The organism is Ramlibacter montanisoli (genome assembly GCF_013087525.1).
In the GTDB taxonomy this organism is placed as follows: domain Bacteria; phylum Pseudomonadota; class Gammaproteobacteria; order Burkholderiales; family Burkholderiaceae_C; genus Ramlibacter; species Ramlibacter montanisoli.
Genome location: NZ_JABFCS010000002.1, coordinates 114268 through 135786, shown reverse-complemented (window position 1 = coordinate 135786; position 21519 = coordinate 114268). Strand labels below are relative to the sequence as shown.

Sequence of the window (21519 nt, the reverse complement as noted above, 5' to 3'; positions counted from 1 at the left end):
TCTCCTTCTGCTTCTGATCGTATGCGAGCTCAATGCGCCTTCAGTTCGGTGCTTTCCTCAGTCAGGCCGCGCGGCTTGCGCACCCAGCGGATCGGCACGGCCTTGACCGGGCGCGGCGGCGCGCCGTGCTGCACGAGGGCGGCATCGAGCGCCTTGCCGGCGTCGTCGGCCAATGCGGCTTCGCGTGCGGTGCGAACCGCCGCGGCCGCTTCGGCCGCGATGCTGCCGCGCGCCAGGTGTTCCAGCACGTGCAGCAGGTTCTCCTTGCCGCGCTCGTTGGTGGAGCCGTAGCCCTTGATCAGCCGCCCGCACAGCGCGATCTCGTGACCGAGCTGCCAGTCGCGCCGCGTGCCTTCCAGCACGCCTTGCAGCCACTGCGCGATCATGCGCTGCTCCAGCACGAAGCGGCTGCCGCGCGGGCGCAGCCACTTCAGGGACGCCAGGCCGCGCAGGGCGAGCATCCCGAACACGCTGTGGGTACCGATCTTCAGCGGCATCGCCCAGGGCTGCCGGCCCCTCGCGCTGCGCCTGCGGTCCCAGGCGAGCAGGCGTCGCGCGAGCGCTGCCGGCAGCAGCGCGGCGAATTCGGGGATGCCGGGCTTGAAGTGGTCCCAGACCTTCAGCAGGTCGTCATCGCCAGCCTTCACTTCGCCTTGCACGCGGGTCCAGCGCGAGGCGCGGCTCTTCAGGTCGGCCACGCGCACGATGTCGTCGAAGGCCATCCACAGGGCCAGCCAGCGCGCCATCTCGGCGGTGGTGGCGAAGTTGTTCGCTCCCTGCGGATCGGCTTCGCGTTCGGCGGCGAGCACCGATTGCAGGCGCTCGACGTAGAGGTCGGCGTAGGCCTGGCCCTGGTATTCGAGCAGGCGGGCGTGGCCGAGGGAGAACATCTGCCGCACCGGCTGCGGAAAGGCGGTGGCGACGGGCACCTGCGGTGCAGGTGTGGGCGCCAGGATCAGCGCCACGAAGTCGGCCTGCACCTTCCCCTGCGCCACGATGTCGAAGGCTTTCGCGAATCCGCGCAGGCTCGCCTCGGCGCCCTTGCCGCCGGCCTTCACCACCGCCTCGTAATCCTCGCGCGGGAACGGGAACAGCCCGCTGCCGGCGATCGCACCCAGCATCACGGCGCTGACCACCGTCCCCGCTTCCTTCGCGATCGCGGCCATGTCGAACACCTGGTGCGCCCGGCTGAACTGGCGCACGAGCTTGAGCAGGTCGGCGGCATCGGTGCGGCCGTCGCCCAGCTGCATGCGCTCCTGCGTGGTCAGCGTTCGCGCCGACGATGTGATCACCAGCGTGCGCTCCGGCGAGCTCATGCCGTTGCCGACCTGGCGCGCCGTCTCCAGCAGCTCCGAGGAGACCATCGCGTCGAGCGCGCCCGGCACCGGGTTGAGGCTGAACACCGGGCGCTTGCCGCCCAGGTCCTTGATCGCGACCGGGAACACCTCGATGTAGTAGGTGGTGGCGCCGGTGCGCTGCGCGACGCCGGGGATGGACGTGGCCTGCGCGGGATAGCCGGCGTGGCGCGCGGTCTCGACCAGCCATTCGGTCAGCACGCCGCCGCCTTCGCCGCCCAGGGCGCAGATCAACAGGGAAATCGGGGCTTGCTTCATGCGGGTTGCAGCGCACGCACGATGGCGCTGCGGAAGGAGTGGAGCAGCCGTTCGTGCCACTTGGGGTTCTGCACGACTTCGGCGCGGTAGAAACTGGGGCACAGCGTGGCCGCGTGCGCGTTGGCGCCGCACAGGCCGCAGCCCACGCAGCCCTCGATCACGGTGGCCACCGGGTCCACCTTGAGCGGATCGGGGTTGTCCTTGAGCGTCAGCGTGGGGCAGCCCGAGAGGCGGATGCAGGCGTGGTCGCCGTTGCACACGTCCTCGTCCACGCCGTACTTCACGCGCACCACGCGCTCGCCCTTCTTCAGCAGGTTCGCGATCCAGGGCTTGATGCGGCGCTGGCGCTCCAGCTGGCATTCTCCTTCCGCGATGATCACCTTCAGGCCATTGAAGTCGCTGGTGAAGGCCTCGGTCAGCGTGGAGCGCATCTGCTCCACCTCGTAGGTGTGCACCGTCTTCATCCATTGCACGCCCAGGCCCTTGAGGGCCGACTCGATGGTCTGGTTGGTGTGGACGATGCTGCGCGCCTTGTCGGCCTGCGCGAACTTGGCGTCCTCGCTCGGCGTGGACAGGATCTCCTGGGTGCCGGTGGCCGAGGTGTAGCCGTTCTTGAAGATCAGCAGCACGGCGTCGTCGCCGTTGAACAGGGCGCTCTGCACGCCGGTGAGCAGGCCGTTGTGCCAGAAGCCGCCGTCGCCCATGATGGCCAGGGTGCGGGGCTGCATCATTGGCGAGACGCCCGCGCGCGAGGCGAGCGACATGCCGTAGCCCAGGATCGAGTGGCCCATGGAAAAGGGCTCGAAGGTGCCGAAGGCATGGCAGCCGATGTCGGCGGCGATGTGCACGTTGCCGATGTCCTGCTGCGCGAGCTTGAGCGCGGAGAACACCGGCCGCTCCGGGCAGCCGATGCAGAAGCCGGGCGGGCGCGCCGGCAGCGGCTGGTCCAGCGCGGCCGCGGCGGCCTGGCGGCGGTCGGTGTTGGCGGCCAGCCAGCGCCGCGCGTCTTCCGTGGCGGCGCCCTGGAGGTAGCTGGTGGCGAAATACACCAGGCCGTTGGACACCACTTCCACGCTGTACTCGCCACCGGAAGGCAGCAGGTCCTTGCCGTGCAGCCTGGTCTGGATGTCGCGGCGGCGCAGCAGGGTGGCGATCTCCTGCTCGATGTATTCGGGCTGGCCTTCTCCACCACCAGCACGGCGCGCTTGCCGATGCAGAAGTCGGCGACCTGCTCTGGCACCAGCGGGTAGGTCACGTTCAGGCAGAGGATCGGGATGTCGGTCTCGCCGAAGGCGTCGGCCAGCCCCAGCTGCTGCAGGCTGCGGATCAGGGCGTTGTAGATGCCGCCTTGCACGATGATGCCCAGGTCGGCGTGCCGGCCCGGGAACAGTTCGTTGAGCTTCTGTTCGGCGATGTACTTGCGGGCGGCGGGGATGCGCTGTTCGCCCTTGAGCTTCTCCTGGCGGAAGGTCACCGGCGGGTGCGCGAGCTTCATGTAGTCGAACTTCGCCGGGTCCGCCATCAGCGCGCGCGTGGACACCAGCGGCTTGACGTTGTCCTTGGCGGCGAAGCTGCCGCGCACGTGGCAGGCGCGGATGCGCAGCTCAGGATCGCCGGCATGCTGGAGGTTTCGGACAGGCGGAAGCCTTCTTCCACCATGCGCGTCATCACCCCGAGGGTCGGGCCGCGGGTCCAGCAGGCACATGCCGGACTTCAGCGCGAAGGCGTGCGTGCGCTCCTGGATGACGGAGGCGCCCTCGCCGTAGTCCTCGCCCACCACGATCAGCGCGCCACCGGTGACGCCCGGCGAGCTGAGGTTGGACAGCGCGTCGGCCGCCACGTTGGTGCCGACGATGGACTTCCAGGTGACCGCACCGCGCAGCGGGTAGTGGATGGACGCGCCCAGCATCGCCGCTGCCGATGCCTCGTTGGAACAGGCCTCGACGTGCACGCCGAGCTCGTCCATGTAGCCCTTGGCCTGGACCATCACGTCCAGCAGGTGCGACACGGGCGCGCCCTGGTAGCCGCCGACGTAGGCCACGCCGGACTGCAGCAGCGCCTTGGTGATGGCGATGATGCCTTCGCCGTGGAAGGTGTCGCCCGCCCCCAGGCGCAGCGACTCGATTTCCTTGCTGAATGAAACTTCCAAGGGATGCTCTCCGGGAACGCGCCAGTGTGGGCCCGGAACCGCCATCCATCAATACAATGAGGCGACTATGCGGTATTAGCACAATGCATATCAGGGACCTGGACCTCAACCTGCTGCGGCTGTTCGACGCGGTCTACCGCACCGGCAACGTCAGCCGGGCGGCGGAGCTGCTCGACCTGACGCAACCGGCCGCCAGCCAGGGACTGAGCCGGCTGCGCACGCTGATCGGCGACCCGCTGTTCATGCGAACGGCGCGCGGCATGCAGCCCACGCCCAAGGCGCAGCGCCTGGCCGTGCCGGTGCGGCATGCGCTGGTGACGCTCGAGGAGGCGCTCGGCGAGACCGCGGGCTTCGAGCCGGCGCAGTCGGGGCGCACCTTCCACATCCACATGAGCGACATCGGCGAGAGCCGCTTCCTGCCCGAGCTGATGATGGCCTTGCGCGCGCACGCTCCCGAAGTGCGGGTGGAAACGCGGCCGGTGCCGCGCGAGCAGATCACCGAGGCGCTGGACTCCGGCCGGATCGACTTCGCCTTCGGCTTCCTGCCGATGGTCAAGGAGACGCAGCGCCTGAAGCTGCTGGAGGACCGCTACGTGGTGCTGCTGCGCGAGGGCCACCCCTTCACGCGGCGGCGGCGCACCGGGGCGGCACTGCTGGAGGGCCTGCGCGAGCTGGAGTTCGTCGCCGTGCGTTCGCACGTGGACACGCTGCGCATCGTGCAGCAGATGCGGCTGGACGACCGGCTGCGGCTGGTGACCGAGCACTTCCTGGTGCTGCCGGCGATCGTGAAGGACACCGACCTGGCGGCGATCATGCCGCGCAACATCGCGCGCGGCTTCGGCGACGGCTATGCGATCGTGGAGCCGGCCTTCCCGAATCGCGACTTCGTGGTGTCGCTGCACTGGAGCCGGCGCTTCGAGGCCGACCCCGGCAACCGCTGGCTGCGCGGGGTGATCGGGGAGCTGTTCAGGGCGTGAGGCTGGCCGCGCTCTTGCGCCGCTCGTTGCGCCACTGGCGGTAGGCGCACATGGCGTCCAGCCCCAGTTTCATCTGCACCGCGGCGCCCAGCCCGACCTGCGCGTCCAGCTCGGGCGGCGTGGTGCCGTCCCATTGCAGCATGGCCAGCGCCAGCTCGAGCGCGGCAACCTTCTCCGCGTCCTCGGCTGCGTCCAGCCGGCGCTGCACGTCGAGCAGGAGGCGCTGCAGGAAATCGAGCTCGGTGCGAGCGAGCTCCAGCTTGGGGGTATCCATCTGCGCAGGGTGGCGCAGCGGGAGGGCGGAGTTTGTCAGTGGCCGGCGCCGGTTCGCTTAGGACGAGCGCGGCCTTCTTGTAGGCTGGGGTGACGAAGGAACCCCAGCGGTGTGCACAGCGCCGGGGTTCGGCTGCGCCTCACCGCCAGCCTACTTCTCCTGCATCTTCTCCAGCCGCGCCGCCGCTTCCCGCTTGCCGATGCCCCGCAGCGCGGCAATCGCCTCCAGCTGCCGCGCGCGCGGCCGCGCTTCGCCATGCTCCCACTTGTAGACCGACTGCCCCGAAACGCCGAGCAGGGTCGCGAAGTCGGCGGCGGACAGCCCGAGCTTGCGCCGCTGCGACGCCAGCCGTGCCGGGCTGAAGCGGCGCGGCTTGCCCGAGTCGTCCTGGTCTTCCGGGGAGTTGGCGCTGGCGCGGGCCGAACCCTTGCCCACGCGCTTGAGCTGGCGCTCCAGTTCGTCCACCCGGCGCCGCAGCGCCGCGATGGTGGTCCGGTACTGGGCGGAGGCCTTCTTGAAATCCCCGGTCTGGGCGCGGACTTCCTTGCGCGCGATCCGGGCGATCTCGTCCTTGAGGACGGCGGCGATGTTCGGCATTGTTCTTTCGTCGAGCCCGGCGCGACCGTGTACCGCTTTGCGGCCGCGCCGGTGAATGACTCCCTTTGGCGCCATCATAGACGCGCATGAGCGGGCTGCCCATGGTGGCTGCGACACAATGCTGCGCATGCAACACCCCGAACTCGCCGTCATCGACGTCAAGCCGGGCGCCGCGATGGAGAGCCAGTCCGGGCTGCAGCTGCTGCGGCCGCGCATTTATGGTGCATGGATCCGGCCGGCGGGGCCGAAGAAGGCGGCGGCGATCGTCATGCATCCGGCCAGCAACTTCATGGGCCATTACCTGGTCGCGCCGTTGGCGGCCCGCGGGGTGGCTTGCATGGGATTGAACTCGCGCTATGCCGGCAACGACACCCTGCTGCTGATGGAACGGGTACTCCAGGACCTGGGCGCCGGCGTGCAGTTCCTGCGCGCGCAGGGCTACGACAAGGTGGTGCTGGTCGGCAATTCCGGCGGCGCCGCGCTGGCGGCGTTCTACCAGGCGCAGGCGGAGCAGCTCTCCATCACCCACATGCCCGATGGCGACCCCGCCGGCCTGACGCCGCAGGACCTGCCGCCGGTGCAGGGACTCGCCCTGTGCGCGGCGCACGAGGGGCGCTCGACGCTCATGCGCCAGTGGATCGACCCCTCGCTCACCGACGAACACGACGGCCTGTCGGTGGATCCGTGGCTGGACATGTACGACGCGCGCAACGGTCCGCCCTACGGTCATGCCTTCCTCGAGCGCTTCCGCAACGCGCAGCAGCAGCGCTACGAACGCATCGACCGGTGGGTGGCACAGCGGCTGCAGCACCTGCGCGCGCAGGCCGCCCCGGGCAGTCCGCGCGACGAGGTGTTCGTGGTGCACCGCACCCACGCGGACCCGCGCTTCCTGGACCTCTCGCTGGATGCGAACGACCGCGCCATCGGCAGCGTCTGGGGCGCCGGCGCGACCGGGGCGCGGGCGGTGAACTACGCGGCCAGCCAGATGGGGCGGGTCACTTCTCTGACGGCCTGGCTGTCGCAGTGGTCGCCGCGCAGCCGCGCCGAGGGACCGGCCAACCTGGCGCGCACGACGGTGCCCACGCTGCTTTGCACCTATACCGCCGACCAGTCGACCTTTCCCAGCACGCGGGCTGCCTGGCTGGCCGCCGGCGGCGAGCGCATCCGCAACGTCGACATCGCGGGCGGCAACCATTACCTGGCAGGCCAGCCGGAACGCGTGGAAGAGGTCAGCGAAGTGATCGCTGACTGGATCCTGCGGCTGTGATTTCCCACATGGGGCGGGTGGAAGGGCTCCGATTCGCCGACAAGCCTGTCGGGTATGTCCTACATCGCACGGACGGAGTGGCTCCTAGGATTCGCGCCTGTGCCGGAGTTTGTCCATGGAAACCAAGGTCCCCACCCATGCCCCCGACAGGCCGGGGAAGACTTCCGTGTGGACCACGCAGCGCAGCGCCGGCAAGTACGACGTCGCCGAACCTGGTCCCGACAGCACGCAGCCGCCCTCGCTGAGCGTCGGTTCGCTGGACAACGTGCGCTCGGCGTTCTGGCAGACGTACCGGCATCTGTTCCCGCCGCATTCGCTGGCCGCGCAGACCCCCAGCGGCAGCGTCGTCATCTCCTGGTCGATCATGGACGACCCGCACGCGAAGTACCCGTACGCCGCGCCCGTCCTGCTGCGTTTCGATGAGGCCGTGGTGGATGCGATGTGGCGCGCCGAGCCGCGGCAGCGCCTGCGCATCGCGCAGCACCACGAAGCGACCTTGCGCGAAGGCCTGCGCGGCTACGACCCGTTCGCGCAGTTCCCCAACGCGCGCGTCATCACCATCGGCTGAAGCCGCAGCTGCGTGAAGCCGAGGTGGTGCATCACCTCGCGCAGGATCAGCAACCCCGCGATCACGCCTGGCTGCGCCAGCGCCGGGTCGTTGCTGGCCGGACGCCCCAGCACGATCGCCGCCGAGCGGTTGAACAGTTCTTCCAGCTGGTCGCGCGTGAAGGACTGGCCCAGTGCGGCAATGCCTTGCAGCGCGGCATCGTCGGCCCTCACCTGCAAGGTGTCCGTCGCGGCCCAGCGTCCGTGCAGCGGCATCACCAGGTCTTCCACCGCCTCGATCGCGGCCTCCAGTTCCTGCGGCTGCGGCGGATCGTGGCGCAGCCAGCGTGCCCGCAGCAGGGTGGGTCCCAGGGGCAGGGGTGCAGCGACCGGCCGGCCGTCGTCGCGGAACAGCGCGGAGCGTTCGCCGAGTTCGAGCGTGATCACGGCGCGCGCAGCCTTTGCAGCAGCAGGTCCGTGGCCGTGGGGTTGATGCCGTGGCCGAGCCGGGGCACGACGTCGAGGGTGACCCTCGCGCGCAGGGCGTCGAGCGCGCGCGCCGCGTTGTGCGCGTGCGCCACCGGGATCACCGGGTCGGCGTCGCCGTGGATGAAGTGCACGATCACGCCGGTGGGCGCCTGTTGCGGCAGCTCGGATAGCGGCCGGACAGGGACACGACGCGCGCGGCCGGCGGCTGGCTCGCATGGGCCGCGGACAGCGACAGGATCGCGCCTTGCGAGAAGCCGACCAGCGTGGTCGCGCTCGCGGCGACGCCGGTGCGCTGCTGCCAATGCTGCACGGTGGCGAGGAAGCGGGGCAGGGTGGCGGCCACGCGCTGCGGACGGTTCTCCTCGGTCACGCCGAGGACGGAGAACCATTGCAGGCCCGCGCCGAGGTCGGAGCGATCGGGCGCCGCGATGCTGGCGACCGCCGCGTCCGGGAACTCCAGCGCGAGCCGCGCGCCCAGCGGCGCCAGGTCCTGCGGCGTGGAGCCCACGCCGTGGAACAGGAGGAACAGGCTGGCGGCCGCCGGCGGCGACTGCAGCACGATGGCTTCGCTCATCGTGCCTCCGCGCCGGCGGTGCGCGTGCCGAACAGGTAGGAGTCCATGGACAGCACGCCGTAGGTGATGCCGCCTTCCAGCGTCTCCACGGGTTCGTCGGCGGACGCCGCACCGGCGGCGACCAGCAGCGGCAGGAAGTGTTCGGCCGTGGGGTGCGCGCGCTGCGCGTGCGGCGCGATGCGCAGCGTGTCCACCAGGCGCGCGTCGTCGCGCGCTTCCACCGCCTGCCGCACCCACGCGGCGAACTCGCGTGCGTACTCCGCCTCCTCGCCGGCGCCCGCCATGCGGAACTCGTAGAGGTTGTGCGTGAGCGATCCGGAGCCGACGATCAGCACGCCCTCGTCACGCAGGGGCTGCACCGCCTGCCCCAGCGCGTAGGCCTGCTGCGCCGTCAGCGTGGACGGCAGCGAGACCTGGAACACGGGCACGTCGGCATCGGGATAGAGGAAGCGGATCGGCACCCACGCGCCGTGGTCGAGGCCCTGCGAGGCATCGGCTTCGGCGGGCCAGCCGGCCGCGCGCAGCACTTCGACCGTGCGTGCCGCCAGCTCGGGGTGGCCGGGAGCGGGGTACCGGATGCGGTACAGCGCGCGGTCGAAGCCGCCGAAGTCGTGCACCGTCTCGGGCGCGCCCGTGGTTGCCACGCGCACGCCGCGCGTCATCCAGTGCGGCGACACCACGAGCACCGCCCGCGGCTTCGCGACGTGTGCGCCCACGGCCGTCAGGCGCGGGCCGAGCCGGCCCGGCTCGAGGGCGAAAGTGGGGGCGCCGTGGGAGACGAAGAGGACAGGAGTGCGGTTCATGCACTGACTGTAGGTGTTGCGCCGCCCGGGATAAAGCCGTCGCGCGGCGACATACTGTTCCAGTCCCCGAGACAATCCCCCAGCCAGGCTCAGCCTTGCGCTTCCTTCGCATTCAGCTGGCGCAACAGCGCCCAGGCCACACCGCCCAGCAGCAGCACGCCGGCGCCCAGCACCAGCCACAGCGCCGCCGTCTTGCCGTCGACGCCGCGGGGCAGCCAGGCGTCCCAGGCCGCGCCTGCGGGATCGCGCGGCGCCTGCACCGCGCCGACCTTCACCAGCGGGAGGGCGTCCACCCGGGTCGTCGTCGTCGCGGCCAGCATGCCCAGCGGCAGCGCCGCGGACGGCGTGGCGCTGCGGCCGGCCGCCAGCTGGTAGGGCGTGGCGCTGCCGGCGGGGAACACCACCTCCACCGGCTCGAACAGCACGCGGGCAGTGAGCGGGAGGCCCTCCAGCCGCGCGCCGTGGCTGGCTTCGACGCGCAGCCAGCGCACCGAGGGCCGCGCCAGCACCGCCGGCATGTTGGTGCTCTCCTGGCCGGCGGCGCCGAGGCGATAGACCAGCGTGCTCCCCAGCCAGCGCCAGGGCTCCGAGGGCTGGTTGCGACCGAGCACGCGCACCGGGACGATGGTGTTCTCGCGCGCCGTGCCCAGGTCGAGCCGCGCGATCGGCGTGGCGAAACCGAGTTGCCACTCCAGCGCGGAAGGCCCGTCGGCCACCGGCGCGGGCAGGGCCAGCGCGGGGTATGCGGCTTCCGGCTGTGCGGCCTTGAGCAGGCCGACGACGGCATCGACGGCGACCCCTTCGTGGCCGCTCCAGTCGATGCGCAGGTAGCGGTCTTCCAGCCGCAGCGGCGCCTGCAATTCCAGGCGGTCGTTGGCAGGCGCGCCATCGCCTTCGAAGCGGAAGATGCGTCCCTGCACCGGCACGGCCGTCCAGCTCGCGAGGTCCGCGCTGGTGGACAGAGTGAAGCGCACCGGCACGTTGGCGGGGATGCGCGCGCGCACGAGGAAGCCGCTGACCGGATCCTTCTGCTGGCGCGTGTCGAACAGCGCGGCCGGCAGCCTTTGCGAGCCCGGCGCGGCGCCCTGCGGTCCGTCCTGTCCCATCTGCACCCAGAGCGAGCGGCGCTCGCCGCTCTCGGCTATGCGCAGTTGCGTCACGCCCCTGGGCAGTTTCGCGCCGGCCTGCGCGGCATGCAGCGGCAGCGCGCGGAAGGCCGCGGTCTCCTGGCGCTGCTGCTCCGCCGGCCTGGGCGGCTGGGACAGCGCGAACGCGACCGGGCGGCCCTGCCCGTCGAACACGCGCAGGTCGGCGGCATCGCGCGACTGCAACCGGGCCAGCGCATCGGCCGGCACCGTCGCGCGCACCAGGCCGCTCTGGCCGGCGGTGTCCAGCGTGCCGCGCCAGGCGAAGGTCGCCGGCTCGACGTCCGCGGCCTGCGCATGGGGAGCCACGAGCAGGACTGCCGCGGCCACGAATCGAACGATGACCATCATGCGGCCCCCTGCGTTCGCTGTCCGGCGCCACCTCGCGCCCGCGCTGCGCCGGCGGCAGCGGCGCGAACCAGCCCACCACCAGCATCAGCAGGCCCACCGCGATGAACACCACGATGCGTTCCGAGCCGCCGCGGTTGGACAGGTCGATCACGAACAGCTTGAGCACCGTGAGCGCCAGCAGTCCCGCACCCAGCATCCAGGGCGCGCGCCGCGCGCGGCGGTGCGCCGCGACCATCAGCACCAGCGCGATCAGCGTCCACAGGATCGAGTAGCCGGCCTGCACCACGAAGGACGCGAACAGGCTGTGCGCGTCCCAGGCGACGCCGGCGTAGTGGTGTGCCACGCGCAGCCACACCGTGTTGATCGCCACGAAGGCGATGCCGGCCAGCACCGCGAGCGGCACCGGGCCGCGCACGTCGCGCGGCAGTTCCAGCGCGCTCGCGCGCAGCCGTTGCAGCCACAGCGCGCAGACCGACAGCGCCAGCGCGACGGCCAGGTCGGTCGGGTTCAGCAGCGGCACGTAGGGCAGGGGACGTGCCTCGCCGCTGGAATACACGCCCACCAGCAGCGCGCCCGCCGCCAGCGCGATCGCCAGCGGCGTTGCCGCGCGCCAGGCATAGGCGCGCACGAAGCGGTCCAGCGGCCAGCGCGTGCCGCGACCCTGCTGCAGGGCCCGTTCGCACGCCAGCACCAGCGCCAGCAGCACGAGGCTGCCCGCCGCCAGCAGGATCACCGTGGCCCAGGCCGTGCGCCACAGCTGCGCCTTGCCGATCGCGAACACCAGCAGGTTGCCGGCCAGCAGCACCAGCAGCCACACGCCACCCGCGTGCACCCAGGGCCACCAGCGCTGCGGCGCGCCCGCATCGAGCCGGCGCAGCATGATGAGGTGCAGCGCGATCGCCAGCGGCCACACCAGCCAGCCGAAGCCCTGGAACACGTGGTTCTCGCTGGCCATGCCCCACAGCGCGATGTACAGCATCACCGGCATCGCCAGCCAGGCCGGCGAGCCCGCCACCGTCCACGGCGGGTTGCGCTGCGGCAGCGCCAGGCGATGCAGCGCGAAGGCGCTCAGCACCCAGGCGGCCATGTGCAGCATCTGCTGCTGCGCGCGGCTGAACACCGCCATGTAGCTGCCCTGCGGATCGACCGTGTAGCGGCCGATCTCGTGGCCCAGCGCGGCCATCCACCACAGGAAGCCGATCCAGAACAGCACGGGCGAGAGCGCGTCCTCGATCCGCGCGAAGGCACGCGCCGGCGCGCTGGGCAGGTCCTCGGCCAGCGGGTCGCGCGACCACCAGGCGATGGCCAGCGCCGCCCCGGCCAGCATCGCGGCACCGAGGAAGGTGGGATTGGCGAAGGGCCAGCCCGCGGTGGCGGCGCCGACCGAGCGATCGAGGAACAGCAGCGCGGCGAAGCCCTGCAGCGCGAGGCCGAAGGCCCGCGCCAGCCAGCGGCCCTGGCGCCGTCCCATCCAGTACACGCCCGCACCTTCGACCGCCCAGACCGCGGAGGTCCAGCGGCCGTCCAGCGCCAGCGGCACGGCCAGCGTGAGGAAGCCGAATGCCAGCGCGGCGAAGCACTCCGACAGCCAGCGATTGACCTGCGCGTCGCCGCGGCTGCGGCGCAGCGTCCACCACCCCAGCGCGACGTACACGCCGCCCAGTGCCAGCGAAGAGAAGGCGGCGGCGTAGGGAATGTCGCGCACCAGCGCCGCCTGCAGGCCGAAGGCCACGATCGGCGTGCCGAAGACCAGCGTGGCATCGACTGCCTTGCGCGCGCCGTGGCCGTGCCGCAGTGCGTAGAACAGGCTGGCCAGCAGGTAGATCGCAAAGAAGGCGACCAGGAAGGGCTCGGTGCTCTCGAACTGTTCCGGCCGGTACTTCAGCACGCCCCAGAGCGTCGCCACGCCGAAGGTGGAGAAGAAGCCGAGCAGGTTCAGCGGGCGCCAGGCCTTGCGCCACGCGATCAGGGCGATCGCCACGCCCAGCAGCACGTAATAGCTGAAGAGCGCGACGTGGTTGCCCTGGCCGGTGGACACCAGCACCGGCGCCGCGAAGCCGCCGGCAAAGCCGATGAAGGCCAGCACCTGCGCGTTCAGCGCCAGCGCGATGACGGTGGAGAACAGGCAGACCAGCCCGAGCGCGGCGAAGGCGGCGCCCGCCGGCAGGAACTGGTACAGGCGGAAGGCGGCGAACACGGTGAGGTACAGCACCGCGATGCCCGCGCCCTGCAGCGTGAGCGAATAGCCCTGCCGGCCCTCGCGGCTGCGCATGCGGAAGCCGAAGACGAACAGCGCGATGCCGGCGGCGCCGATGGCGGCCAGGCGCAGCTCGGGCGGCACCAGCGCGTTCTCCACCGCGTACTTGGCGAGGAAGGCCAGGCCGATGAAGAGCAGCACGACGCCGATGCGCACGACGGTGTTGCCACCCAGCAGCCAGTCGCGCGCGGAGCGCACGGCGCTGGTGACGAAGTCGGGCCTCTGCGGAGCAGCCGGCCGGGGTGCCGGCGCGGGCGCAGGGGAAGGCCCGGCGCAGTGTCCTCGAAGGCCGGCGGCGCCGCCTGCGAGGCGGCCACCGCGACCGGTCCCGGTTCCACGGGCCGCGGGGGTTCCGGCGGAATCGCCACGGGAGCGGCCGCCCGCGGCACGGGTGGGGCGGAAGCTGGCGCCGTCGCAGGCGCTGCTGCCCGCTGCCGCGCGATCTCCGCGCGCAAGGCGCTGCGCAAGGTCCAGCCGGCGATGGCGCCCAGCACCGCCCCCAGCAGCACCTGGCCGTCGTTGCCCAGGAAACGAGCCGGCCACAGGTAGCCGAGCACGGCGCCCCAGGCGATTCCCCAGAAGATCATGGCGATTCCCCCGTCGTGTGAAGGCCTTGCGGCTGCGCCGTGGCCATGCCCTTTCCTCGCGGGCTTTTTGGCGCAGTATAGGAAATCGCTGCCGGCGGTCGCCCGCCCTTGACACGGCACAGCCCCTCTTCTAGATTGAACAGATGGATAAATCACCTGTTCAAGGTCGGCCAACCGCCCGGCGCGGCCCGCATGCGCCCGGGAAGGCGCCGCGCGCCGACGGGGCCAGCACCCGTGCGCTGATCCTGGAAGCGGCCCGGCGGCGCCTGGTCGAAGGCGGCTACGCGAACCTGAACGTGCGCGAGATCGCGGCCGACGCGGGGGTCAACCACGCCCTGATCGGCTACCACTTCCACGGCAAGCAGCAGCTGGTGCTGGCCGTGCTGGACGAGGCGAACAACCGGCTGCTGGAGCGGCAGGGCCGCATGTACGACGCGTCGGCCACTGCATCGGACAAGTGGCGGCAGGCCTGCGACTTCTACGATGACGACCTGCGCTCCGGCTTCGTCAAGCTGCTGATGGAGCTGATGGGCGCGAGCTTCCACGACCCCGAGTTGCGCCGCGAGTTCACGCCGCGCATGCTGGCGTGGCATCGGCTGATCGAGGAAGAGGTTGCGGAATTCATCCGCGCGTCCGGGCTGAAGCTGCCGGTGTCGGCGCGCGCGATCTCGGCGTGGATCGGCTGGTTCTGGATGGGGATGGAGGCCAGCATGGCGCTGGACATCCCGGAGGAAGAGGGCCACCAGCGCGAGGCGCTGCAGGCCGTCGCGACCCTGCTGCGCCACGTGGAGCGCGGCACCGCCGCACGCAGGGAATCCAGTCGCAGGAGGAAGTGATGGACGCACACCGACCCATCCCGCCCAGGCTGCTGCGCACCGTCGGCGCGCTGCCCGAGCCGGGCACGCTGCCCGAGCCCTATCCCTACGAAACGGTCACGCCGCGCCGCGAGGGCTTCGTCGAACGCGGTGGCGTGCAGTCCTGGTACGCGCAACACGGCGACGAAGGCCCCTGGCTGGCTTTCGCGCCGATCTTCCAGATCGCGAACTCGCACATGCTGCGGGGCGTGCTGCCCTGGCTCTCGCAGCACTACCGCGTGGTGGTGATGGACCTGCGCGGCAACGGGCGTTCGGACCGGCCCGACACGCAGGACCAGTATTCCTTCGACCATTACTACGCCGATTTCGTGGCGGTGCTGGATCGCCTGGAAGTCGATCGCGCGGCCGTGGTCGGCATCTCCGCCACGGCCATGACCGCGATCCGGCTGGCGCACGAACAGCCGCAGCGCGTGTCGCACCTGATGCTGGTGGGCGGCTGGATCGAAAGGCGCATGGACCATCCGAAGATGGTCGAGGCGGTGCAGCAGAACCTGGCGCGCATGCGGGCGGACTGGCCGGCCTACCTCGACGAGTTCTTCACCGTCTGCTTCAGCGAGCCGCACTCCACCAAGCCCTACGAGGACGCGGTGCGCGATGGCTGGGCGGCCCAGGGTGCGCACGTGGCGATGGGTCTGGCCGGTTGGCTGGGGAACGACATGCGGCCGCAGGCGCAGGCGCTGCGCGTGCCGACGCTCGTGATCCACGGCGACAAGGACGGCCGCGTTCCCTACAGCCAGGGCGAGACGGCGGCGAAGCTGATCACCGGCGCGCGGCTCGTCACGGTGGGCGAGGGCGGGCACCTGCTGCCCGCGCGCGATCCGGTCGCCTTCTGCCGCATGGTGCGCGAGTTCACCGGCCTGCAGCCGCCGCGGTCCACCTGGGTGCGCGCGATGGCGCGCAAGCGCAAGGCGCTGTTCGTCTCCAGCGCGATCGGCCTCGGGCACGTGCAGCGCGACCTCGCCATCGCGCGCGCGATGCGGGCGCAGCAGCCGGACCTGGAGGTGGACTGGTTCACGGTGCCGCCGGCATCGGCCTACCTGGAGCGCGAGGGCGAGCGCGTGCACCCGATCACCGCGCGCCTGGCCAACGAGAGCCGGCACTTCGAGCGCATGGCGGGCGAGCACGACCTGCAGGCCTTCTTCGCGCTGCGCACGATGGACGAGGTGATGGCGCGCAACTTCATGGTGTTCGCCGAGCTGCTGCAGCAGGAGCACTACGACATCGTGATCGGCGACGAGGCCTGGGAGGTGGACTACCACTACCACGAGAACCCGGAGCTCAAGCGCCAGCCCTTCGTGTTCCTCACCGACTTCGTCGGCTGCCTGCCGATGGAGGAGGGCAACGAGCGCGAGGCCTTCCTGTGCGCCGACCGCAATGCCGACGACATCGAGCACGTGGCGCGCTATCCCTGGATCCGCGACCGCGCGATCTTCGTGGGCAACGTGGAGGACACGCCGGAAGTGCCTTTCGGCCCGGGCCTGCCCGTCATCCGGGAATGGACGCGGCGCAACTACGCCTTCACCGGCTATGCGCTGCCCTTCGACCCGAAGTCACTGGCCGACACCGATGCGCTGCGCGCGCGCCACGGCTACCGCCGCGACGAGAAGCTGGTGATCGCGGCCGTCGGCGGCACCGCGGTGGGCGCGCCGCTGCTGCATCGCATTGCCGAGACCTTCCCGCTGATGAAGCGCGCCGAGCCTTCGCTGCGCATGGTGCTGGTGGCCGGGCCGCGCCTGCCGCGCGAGGCCTTCCCGCAGCACGAGGGGCTGGACGTGCTGCCCTACGTGCACAACCTGTTCGAGCACCTGGCGTGTTCCGACCTCGCGCTGGTGCAAGGCGGGCTGAGCACCTGCATGGAACTGGTGGCCACGCGCCGCCCCTTCCTCAGCTTCCCGCTGGAACGGCACTTCGAGCAGTGCATCCACGTGCGCAAGCGCCTGCACAACTACTGCGCGGACTGCGCCGTGAAGTTCCGCGAGCTGTCGGTGCGGGAGCTGGCGGACAAGGCACTGGAGACGATGGCTGCGCCGGTGCGCTACAAGCCGGTGGAGACCGATGGGGCGGAGCGCGCGGCGAAGGAGATCCTGGCGGTGATGGAGAACCGGCACTGGGCGGCGGGCTGACGGAATTCGCCCCTCCCCCCTTTGGGGCGAGGCTGGGAGGGGCGCCCCCACCCCAACCCTCCCCCGGAGGGGGAGGGAGCAAGTCACTTCAGCGCGCGCAGCACATTCTCCGCCGTCGCCGGCGCATCCATCCGCACCTTCCCGTCCGCGCGCGCGGACGCCGCCGCGTCGCGCAGCGCCTCCCACACGCTGATCGCCAGCATGAAGGGAGGCTCGCCGACGGCCTTGCTGCCGCCGACGTTGTCCTCGCGGTTCGGCTCGGGCCAGAGCTCGATCCGGAAATGCTCCGGCACGTCGCCGGTCGCCGGGATCTTGTACGTGCTCGGCGCGTGCGTGGCGAGGTAGCCCTTGTCGTTCCACACCAGCTGTTCGGTGGTGAGCCAGCCCATGCCCTGGATGAAGCCGCCCTCGATCTGGCCGAGGTCGATCGCCGGGTTGATCGAGGTGCCGACGTCATGGAGGATGTCCACTTTCAGCACCCGGTTCTCGCCGGTGAGCGTGTCGATCGCCACCTCGGTGCAGGCCGCGCCGTAGGAGAAGTAGTAGAAGGGCCGGCCGGTCAGCGTCTTCTTGTCGTAGTGGATCTTGGGCGTCTTGTAGAAGCCGTCGCTCCACAGCTGCACGCGCGAGTGGTAGGCGTCGTCGACCAGCTGCTCCCAGGTCATCACGGCGTCGGGACCGCTCACCTGACCGTGCGCGAAGATCACCTGCTCCGGCTTGCAGTGCTGCTTCTCGGCGACGTATTCGGCCAGGCGCTGGCGCACCTGGCGCGCGGCGAACTGGGCGGCACGGCCGTTGAGGTCGGTGCCGCTCGATGCGGCGGTCGCGCTGGCGTTGGGCACCTTGCTGGTGTCGGTGGCGCTGACGCGCACCTTCTCGCAGGGCACGCCCAGTTCGTCGGCCACCAGCTGCAGCACCTTGGTGTGCAGGCCCTGGCCCATCTCGGTGCCGCCGTGGTTCACCTGCACGCTGCCGTCGCCGTAAACGTGGACCAGCGCGCCGGCCTGGTTGAAGAAGGTGGCGGTGAAGGAGATGCCGAACTTCACCGGCGTGAGCGCCAGGCCGCGCTTGATCACCGGGCTCTGTGCATTCCAGCGCGCGATCTCCTCGCGGCGTGCGCGGTAGCGCGCGTTCTGCTCCAGCCGCGCGATCAGCGGCTCGAGGATGTTGTCCTCCACCGTCATCTGGTAGTGCGTGACGTTGCGTTCCGTCACGCCGTACAGGTTGGCCTTGCGCACGTCCAGCGCGTCCTTGCCCAACGCACGGCCGATGTCGCCGAGGATCGCCTCCATGACGATCATGCCCTGCGGGCCGCCGAAGCCGCGGAAGGCGGTGTGGCTCTGCACGTTGGTCCTGCAGCGGTAGGAGACGATCTCCACGTCGGACAGGAAGTAGGCGTTGTCGACGTGGAAGACGGCGCGGTCCGCGACCGGGCCGCTCAGGTCGGCGCTGAAGCCGCAGTTGGCGGCCAGCATCAGCTTCAGTCCCAGGACGCGCCCGTCGTCGTCGAAGCCAACCTCGTAGTCGTAGGCGAAGGGATGGCGCTTGCCGGTGACCATGAAGTCGTCGTCACGGTCCAGGCGCAGCTTCACCGGCCGCTTGAACTTGTGCGCAGCCAGCGCCGCCCAGACCGCGATGTGGCCGGCCTGCGTTTCCTTGCCGCCGAAGCCGCCGCCCATGCGCCGGCATTCGACGTTGACCGCGTGGTTCTCCAGGCCCAGCGCATGCGCGACCCAGTGCTGCACCTCGCCGGGGTGCTGCGTGCTGGAGTAGATCCACCAGTTGTCCTGCTCCAGCGGCAGCGCGTAGCCGACCTGGCCTTCCAGGTAGAAGTGCTCCTGGCCGCCGATGTCCAGCGAGCCCGCCAGTCGGTGCGGCGCCTGCGCGATGCCCTGTTCCGGGTCGCCGCGGCGCACCGTCACCGGCGGCAGCACGAAGCTCTGCGCCTGCACGGCTTCGCGCACGTCGACGATCGCGGGCAGCGCCTCGATGCGCAGCTGCACCTTGCGGGCTGCGCGGCGGGCCTGCATCACGGTCTCCGCCACCACCACGCCGACCACCTGGCCGAGGTATTCCACGGTGTCGCGCGCGAAGATGGGCTCGTCGTGCACGAAGGTGGCCAGGATGGGATCGCCCGGGATGTCCTGCGCGAGCACCACGCCCTTGACGCCTTCCATCTGCAGCGCCGCACGCGGGTCCACGCCCAGCAGCTTGCCGCGCGCGACGTTCGACAGGATGGGCGCCGCGTGCAGCGTGCCCTTCACCTCGGGGATGTCGTCGATGTAGACCGCACTGCCGGCCACGTGGGCGCGCGCGCTGTCGTGGATGCGCGGGCTGCCGACGGCGGGCTGCGCCTTGCTGCCCGCGAGGAACTTCTCGGGCGCGTTCATGGCGTCGCGGCTTCCACCAGCCGGAAGCTCTCCAGGTTGATCTGTTCGTGCCCCTGGCTTTCCAGCCAGAAGCGCTGCATCAGGTTGCCCAGCACCTCGGAGCGGTAGGACGAGGAGGCGCGCATGTCGCTGATCGGCTGGAACTCCGAACGCAAGGCAGCCGTCGCCTTCTGCGCCGTCTCCAGCGTCCAGGGCTGTCCGCGCAGCACGGCCTCGGTTTGCAGCGCGCGCGCCGGCGTGGCGGCCACGCCGCCGGCGCCTATGCCCACCTGCGCGACCACGCCGTCGCGCAGGTGCATGGCGACCACCAGGCACACCGCGGAGATGTCGTCGTCGTAGCGCTTGGAGATCTTGTACGCGCGCAGCAGCTCGCCCGGCTGTGGCCGCGGCACCTTGATCCACGCCACCACTTCATCCGGCGCGAGCACGTTCTTTCGGTAGCCCGTGTAGAAGGCCTCCAGCGGCAGCTCGCGGTGGCCGCGCACCGACAGCAGCACGACGTGCGCACCGAGCGCGATCAGCAGCGGCATCGAGTCGCCGATGGGCGAGCCGTTCGCCACGTTGCCGCCGAGCGTGCCGGAGTTGCGCACCGGCAGCCCGGCGAAGCGGTTGGCGAAGGTCTTGAGCTGCGGCCGCTGCGCCACCAGCGCCTCGAAGGCGTCCGTGAGGCTGGCGGCGGCGCCGATCGCGATGTGGTTGTCGTAGTGCTCGACGCGCCGCAGTTCCTCGACCCGCGTCACGTCCAGCACCTGCCGGTACTGCTGGTGCAGCTTGGTGATCCACAGGCCGACGTCGGTGCAGCCGGCGACCAGCTGCGCCCCGGGGTGCAGCGCGCGCAGCTGCAGCAGTTCGGGCAGGCTGCGCGGATCGAGGTAGGTGCCGGATGCCGGGACCTGTCCGCGCTTCGCGGCCAGCTGGTCCAGCTGCGCGAGGATCGCCGCTTCGTCCACCGCCACCCGCGGCAGCTTCGCCATCTGCGCGGCCGCGTCGAGGATGGGCCGGTAGCCCGTGCAACGGCAGAGGTTGCCCGACAGCTCTTCCTGCGCCAGTTCGCGCGTGATCGTGCCGCCCTTGCACACGTGGTTCTGGTACATGCCGAACAGGCTCATGACGAAGCCGGGCGTGCAGAAGCCGCACTGCGAGCCGTGCGCCTGCACCATCGCTTCCTGCGCGGGGTGCAGGCTGCCGTCGTCGGCGACCAGGTCTTCCACGGTCCACAGCGCCATGCCGTCGACCGAGTGGGCCAGGCGGATGCAGCTGTTGATCGCCTGGTAGCGCAGGCTGCCTTCGTGCGGCTCGGCCACCACGACCGTGCAGGCACCGCAGTCGCCTTCGCCGCAGCCTTCCTTGGTGCCGGTGGCGCCCAGGTCCTCGCGCAGGACCTCCAGCAGCGTGCGGTCGGGTGGTACATTGGCCAAGCTGACGAGTTCGCCGCGCCGGACCAGTCGGATCGTCTTCGCTTCCATGCGTTCAGTATGGGTCAATTCCGTGGCAGTGCTTTGCGAGCTTAGGGGGAACCCGGAGGCCTCGCATATGGGCGGTCTTATGGGCGAAATGCAGGCAAAGGTATGAGAGACCAGGCTCTGTTCGACAAGATAGACCTCCACCTGATCCGGGTCCTCCATACCGTGCTGACCGAACGCAGCGTCTCGCGCGCCGCCCTCAAGCTGGGCATGTACCAGCCGGCCGTCTCCGCCGCCCTGAAGCGGCTGCGGGAGCTGGCCGGGGACCCGCTCGTGGTGCGTTCGGGCGCCGGCATGGTGCCCACCGATGCCGGCCTGCGCATGATCGAGCCGAGCGCCAGCATCCTGCGCGCCGCCGAGGTGCTGTTCTCCGATGCGCGCGGCTTCGACCCGCAGACCTCCGCCACCACCTTCCGCGTGGCCGCCGCCGACTACCTGGACCCGCAGTTCCTGCCGCAGCTGGTGGCCGAGGTGAAGGCGCAGGCGCCCTCGAGCCAGATCGAGATCCATCCGCTCACCGCCGCCTCGGACTACCACGCGCAGCTGGCGCACGGCGACGTCGACGTGGTGGTGGGCAACTGGCTCCAGCCGCCCGAGGAGCTGCACCTGGGCAAGCTGTTCGCCGACGAGATCGTCTGCCTGGTGGCGCGCGACCATCCCGCCACCAAGCGTGGCTGGACGCAGGAAAGCTGGCTGGAAGCGGAACACGTGGCGCCCACGCCCACCCATCCCGGTGCCCGCGGCGTGATCGACGAGTTCCTGGAAAGCCAGGGACTTGCGCGTAACATCACGGCCCGCTGCCCCCACTTCGGCCTGCTGCCGCGCATCGTGGCCTCCAGCCTGCTCGTGCTGACCACCGGCCGCCAGTTCTGCGAACGCTACCTGGACCTGCTGCCGGTGCAGGTGCTCGAATGCCCCGTGCGCTTCCCCGAACTGGTGTACTACCAGCTGTGGCACGAGCGCACGCACCAGTCGGCCGCCGGCCGCTGGCTGCGCGAGCGGGTCAAGGGCGTGGCGGCCTCATTGAGACAAGGATGAA

16 protein-coding genes and 2 pseudogenes are annotated in these 21519 nt (G+C 70.7%); 6 read left to right on the top strand and 12 right to left on the bottom strand.

Features of this window, described 5'->3' with window-relative positions:
- Nucleotides 1–29: 29 nt before the first annotated feature.
- Together HK415_RS22865 and HK415_RS22860 are read right to left on the bottom strand one after the other, a co-directional pair.
- Nucleotides 30–1613 carry an indolepyruvate oxidoreductase subunit beta family protein gene (locus tag HK415_RS22865; RefSeq protein ID WP_171563699.1) on the bottom strand — a complete coding sequence of 528 codons (1584 nt, stop codon included), beginning with the start codon at nucleotides 1611–1613 and terminating at the stop codon, nucleotides 30–32.
- Nucleotides 1610–3762, bottom strand: a pseudogene (locus tag HK415_RS22860) (thiamine pyrophosphate-dependent enzyme). Before HK415_RS22860 ends, HK415_RS22865 begins: the two are co-directional and overlap by 4 nt.
- Nucleotides 3763–3845: 83 nt before the next feature.
- On the opposite strand from HK415_RS22860, the gene HK415_RS22855 reads away from it, so the two are divergent.
- The gene (locus HK415_RS22855; RefSeq protein ID WP_171563698.1) at nucleotides 3846–4739 is read left to right on the top strand and encodes a LysR family transcriptional regulator; all 894 of its coding nucleotides are present in this window, start codon (nucleotides 3846–3848) and stop codon (nucleotides 4737–4739) included.
- On the opposite strand, the gene HK415_RS22850 is transcribed toward HK415_RS22855, so the two are convergent.
- Together HK415_RS22850 and HK415_RS22845 are read right to left on the bottom strand one after the other, a co-directional pair.
- A complete protein-coding gene (locus tag HK415_RS22850; protein ID WP_171563697.1) occupies nucleotides 4729–5013 on the bottom strand; it encodes a hypothetical protein in 285 nt (94 codons plus the stop codon). The two genes, HK415_RS22855 and HK415_RS22850, sit on opposite strands and share 11 nt — an antisense overlap.
- Before the next feature lie 150 nt (nucleotides 5014–5163).
- Nucleotides 5164–5610, bottom strand: a complete 447-nt coding sequence (locus HK415_RS22845; protein ID WP_171563696.1) for a helix-turn-helix domain-containing protein — start codon at nucleotides 5608–5610, stop codon at nucleotides 5164–5166.
- A 127-nt stretch (nucleotides 5611–5737) separates the two neighbouring features.
- Here HK415_RS22845 and HK415_RS22840 point away from each other — a divergent pair, with 127 nt between their 5' ends.
- Together HK415_RS22840 and HK415_RS22835 are read left to right on the top strand one after the other, a co-directional pair.
- Nucleotides 5738–6877 carry an alpha/beta hydrolase family protein gene (locus tag HK415_RS22840; RefSeq protein WP_171563695.1) on the top strand — a complete coding sequence of 380 codons (1140 nt, stop codon included), beginning with the start codon at nucleotides 5738–5740 and terminating at the stop codon, nucleotides 6875–6877.
- Between the two features lie 115 nt (nucleotides 6878–6992).
- Nucleotides 6993–7445, top strand: coding sequence for a hypothetical protein (locus tag HK415_RS22835; protein WP_171563694.1), 453 nt, complete (start codon nucleotides 6993–6995; stop codon nucleotides 7443–7445).
- Here HK415_RS22835 and HK415_RS22830 read toward each other — a convergent pair.
- The 6 genes and pseudogenes from HK415_RS22830 to HK415_RS27370 all read right to left on the bottom strand — a co-directional run.
- A complete protein-coding gene (locus HK415_RS22830) occupies nucleotides 7394–7870 on the bottom strand; it encodes an acetate and sugar kinases/Hsc70/actin family protein (RefSeq protein WP_171563693.1) in 477 nt (158 codons plus the stop codon). The genes HK415_RS22835 and HK415_RS22830 overlap by 52 nt on opposite strands.
- Nucleotides 7867–8049, bottom strand: a complete 183-nt coding sequence (locus HK415_RS24140; protein WP_216370081.1) for an alpha/beta hydrolase family protein — start codon at nucleotides 8047–8049, stop codon at nucleotides 7867–7869. Before HK415_RS24140 ends, HK415_RS22830 begins: the two co-directional genes overlap by 4 nt.
- Entirely contained in the window at nucleotides 8046–8486 is a 441-nt protein-coding gene (locus HK415_RS22825) for an alpha/beta hydrolase family protein (protein WP_216370080.1), read from the bottom strand. The genes HK415_RS24140 and HK415_RS22825 overlap by 4 nt, the downstream gene beginning before the upstream one ends.
- Entirely contained in the window at nucleotides 8483–9289 is an 807-nt protein-coding gene (locus tag HK415_RS27380) for a dioxygenase family protein (protein WP_253262399.1), read from the bottom strand. Before HK415_RS27380 ends, HK415_RS22825 begins: the two co-directional genes overlap by 4 nt.
- Nucleotides 9290–9378: 89 nt before the next feature.
- Nucleotides 9379–10782, bottom strand: a complete 1404-nt coding sequence (locus HK415_RS27375; RefSeq protein WP_373684673.1) for a DUF3999 family protein — start codon at nucleotides 10780–10782, stop codon at nucleotides 9379–9381.
- 115 nt (nucleotides 10783–10897) lie between these two features.
- A pseudogene (locus HK415_RS27370) lies at nucleotides 10898–13183 on the bottom strand (DUF2339 domain-containing protein); the annotation flags it as partial.
- A gap of 589 nt (nucleotides 13184–13772) precedes the next feature.
- On the opposite strand from HK415_RS27370, the gene HK415_RS22815 reads away from it, so the two are divergent.
- A complete protein-coding gene (locus HK415_RS22815; RefSeq protein WP_171563691.1) occupies nucleotides 13773–14465 on the top strand; it encodes a TetR/AcrR family transcriptional regulator in 693 nt (230 codons plus the stop codon).
- Complete coding sequence (locus tag HK415_RS22810; RefSeq protein WP_171563690.1) at nucleotides 14465–16627, top strand: alpha/beta hydrolase; 2163 nt, start codon at nucleotides 14465–14467, stop codon at nucleotides 16625–16627. The genes HK415_RS22815 and HK415_RS22810 overlap by 1 nt, the downstream gene beginning before the upstream one ends.
- 83 nt (nucleotides 16628–16710) lie before the next feature.
- On the opposite strand, the gene xdhB is transcribed toward HK415_RS22810, so the two are convergent.
- Nucleotides 16711–19017 carry a xanthine dehydrogenase molybdopterin binding subunit gene (gene xdhB / locus HK415_RS22805; protein ID WP_171563689.1) on the bottom strand — a complete coding sequence of 769 codons (2307 nt, stop codon included), beginning with the start codon at nucleotides 19015–19017 and terminating at the stop codon, nucleotides 16711–16713.
- On the bottom strand, nucleotides 19014–20483 hold the full coding sequence (gene xdhA, locus HK415_RS22800; protein WP_171563824.1) for a xanthine dehydrogenase small subunit: 1470 nt from the start codon (nucleotides 20481–20483) through the stop codon (nucleotides 19014–19016). The genes xdhB and xdhA overlap by 4 nt, the downstream gene beginning before the upstream one ends.
- Before the next feature lie 102 nt (nucleotides 20484–20585).
- Between xdhA and HK415_RS22795 the strand changes: the two genes are divergently transcribed.
- Nucleotides 20586–21518, top strand: coding sequence for a LysR family transcriptional regulator (locus tag HK415_RS22795; protein WP_171563688.1), 933 nt, complete (start codon nucleotides 20586–20588; stop codon nucleotides 21516–21518).
- Nucleotide 21519 lies beyond the last annotated feature (1 nt).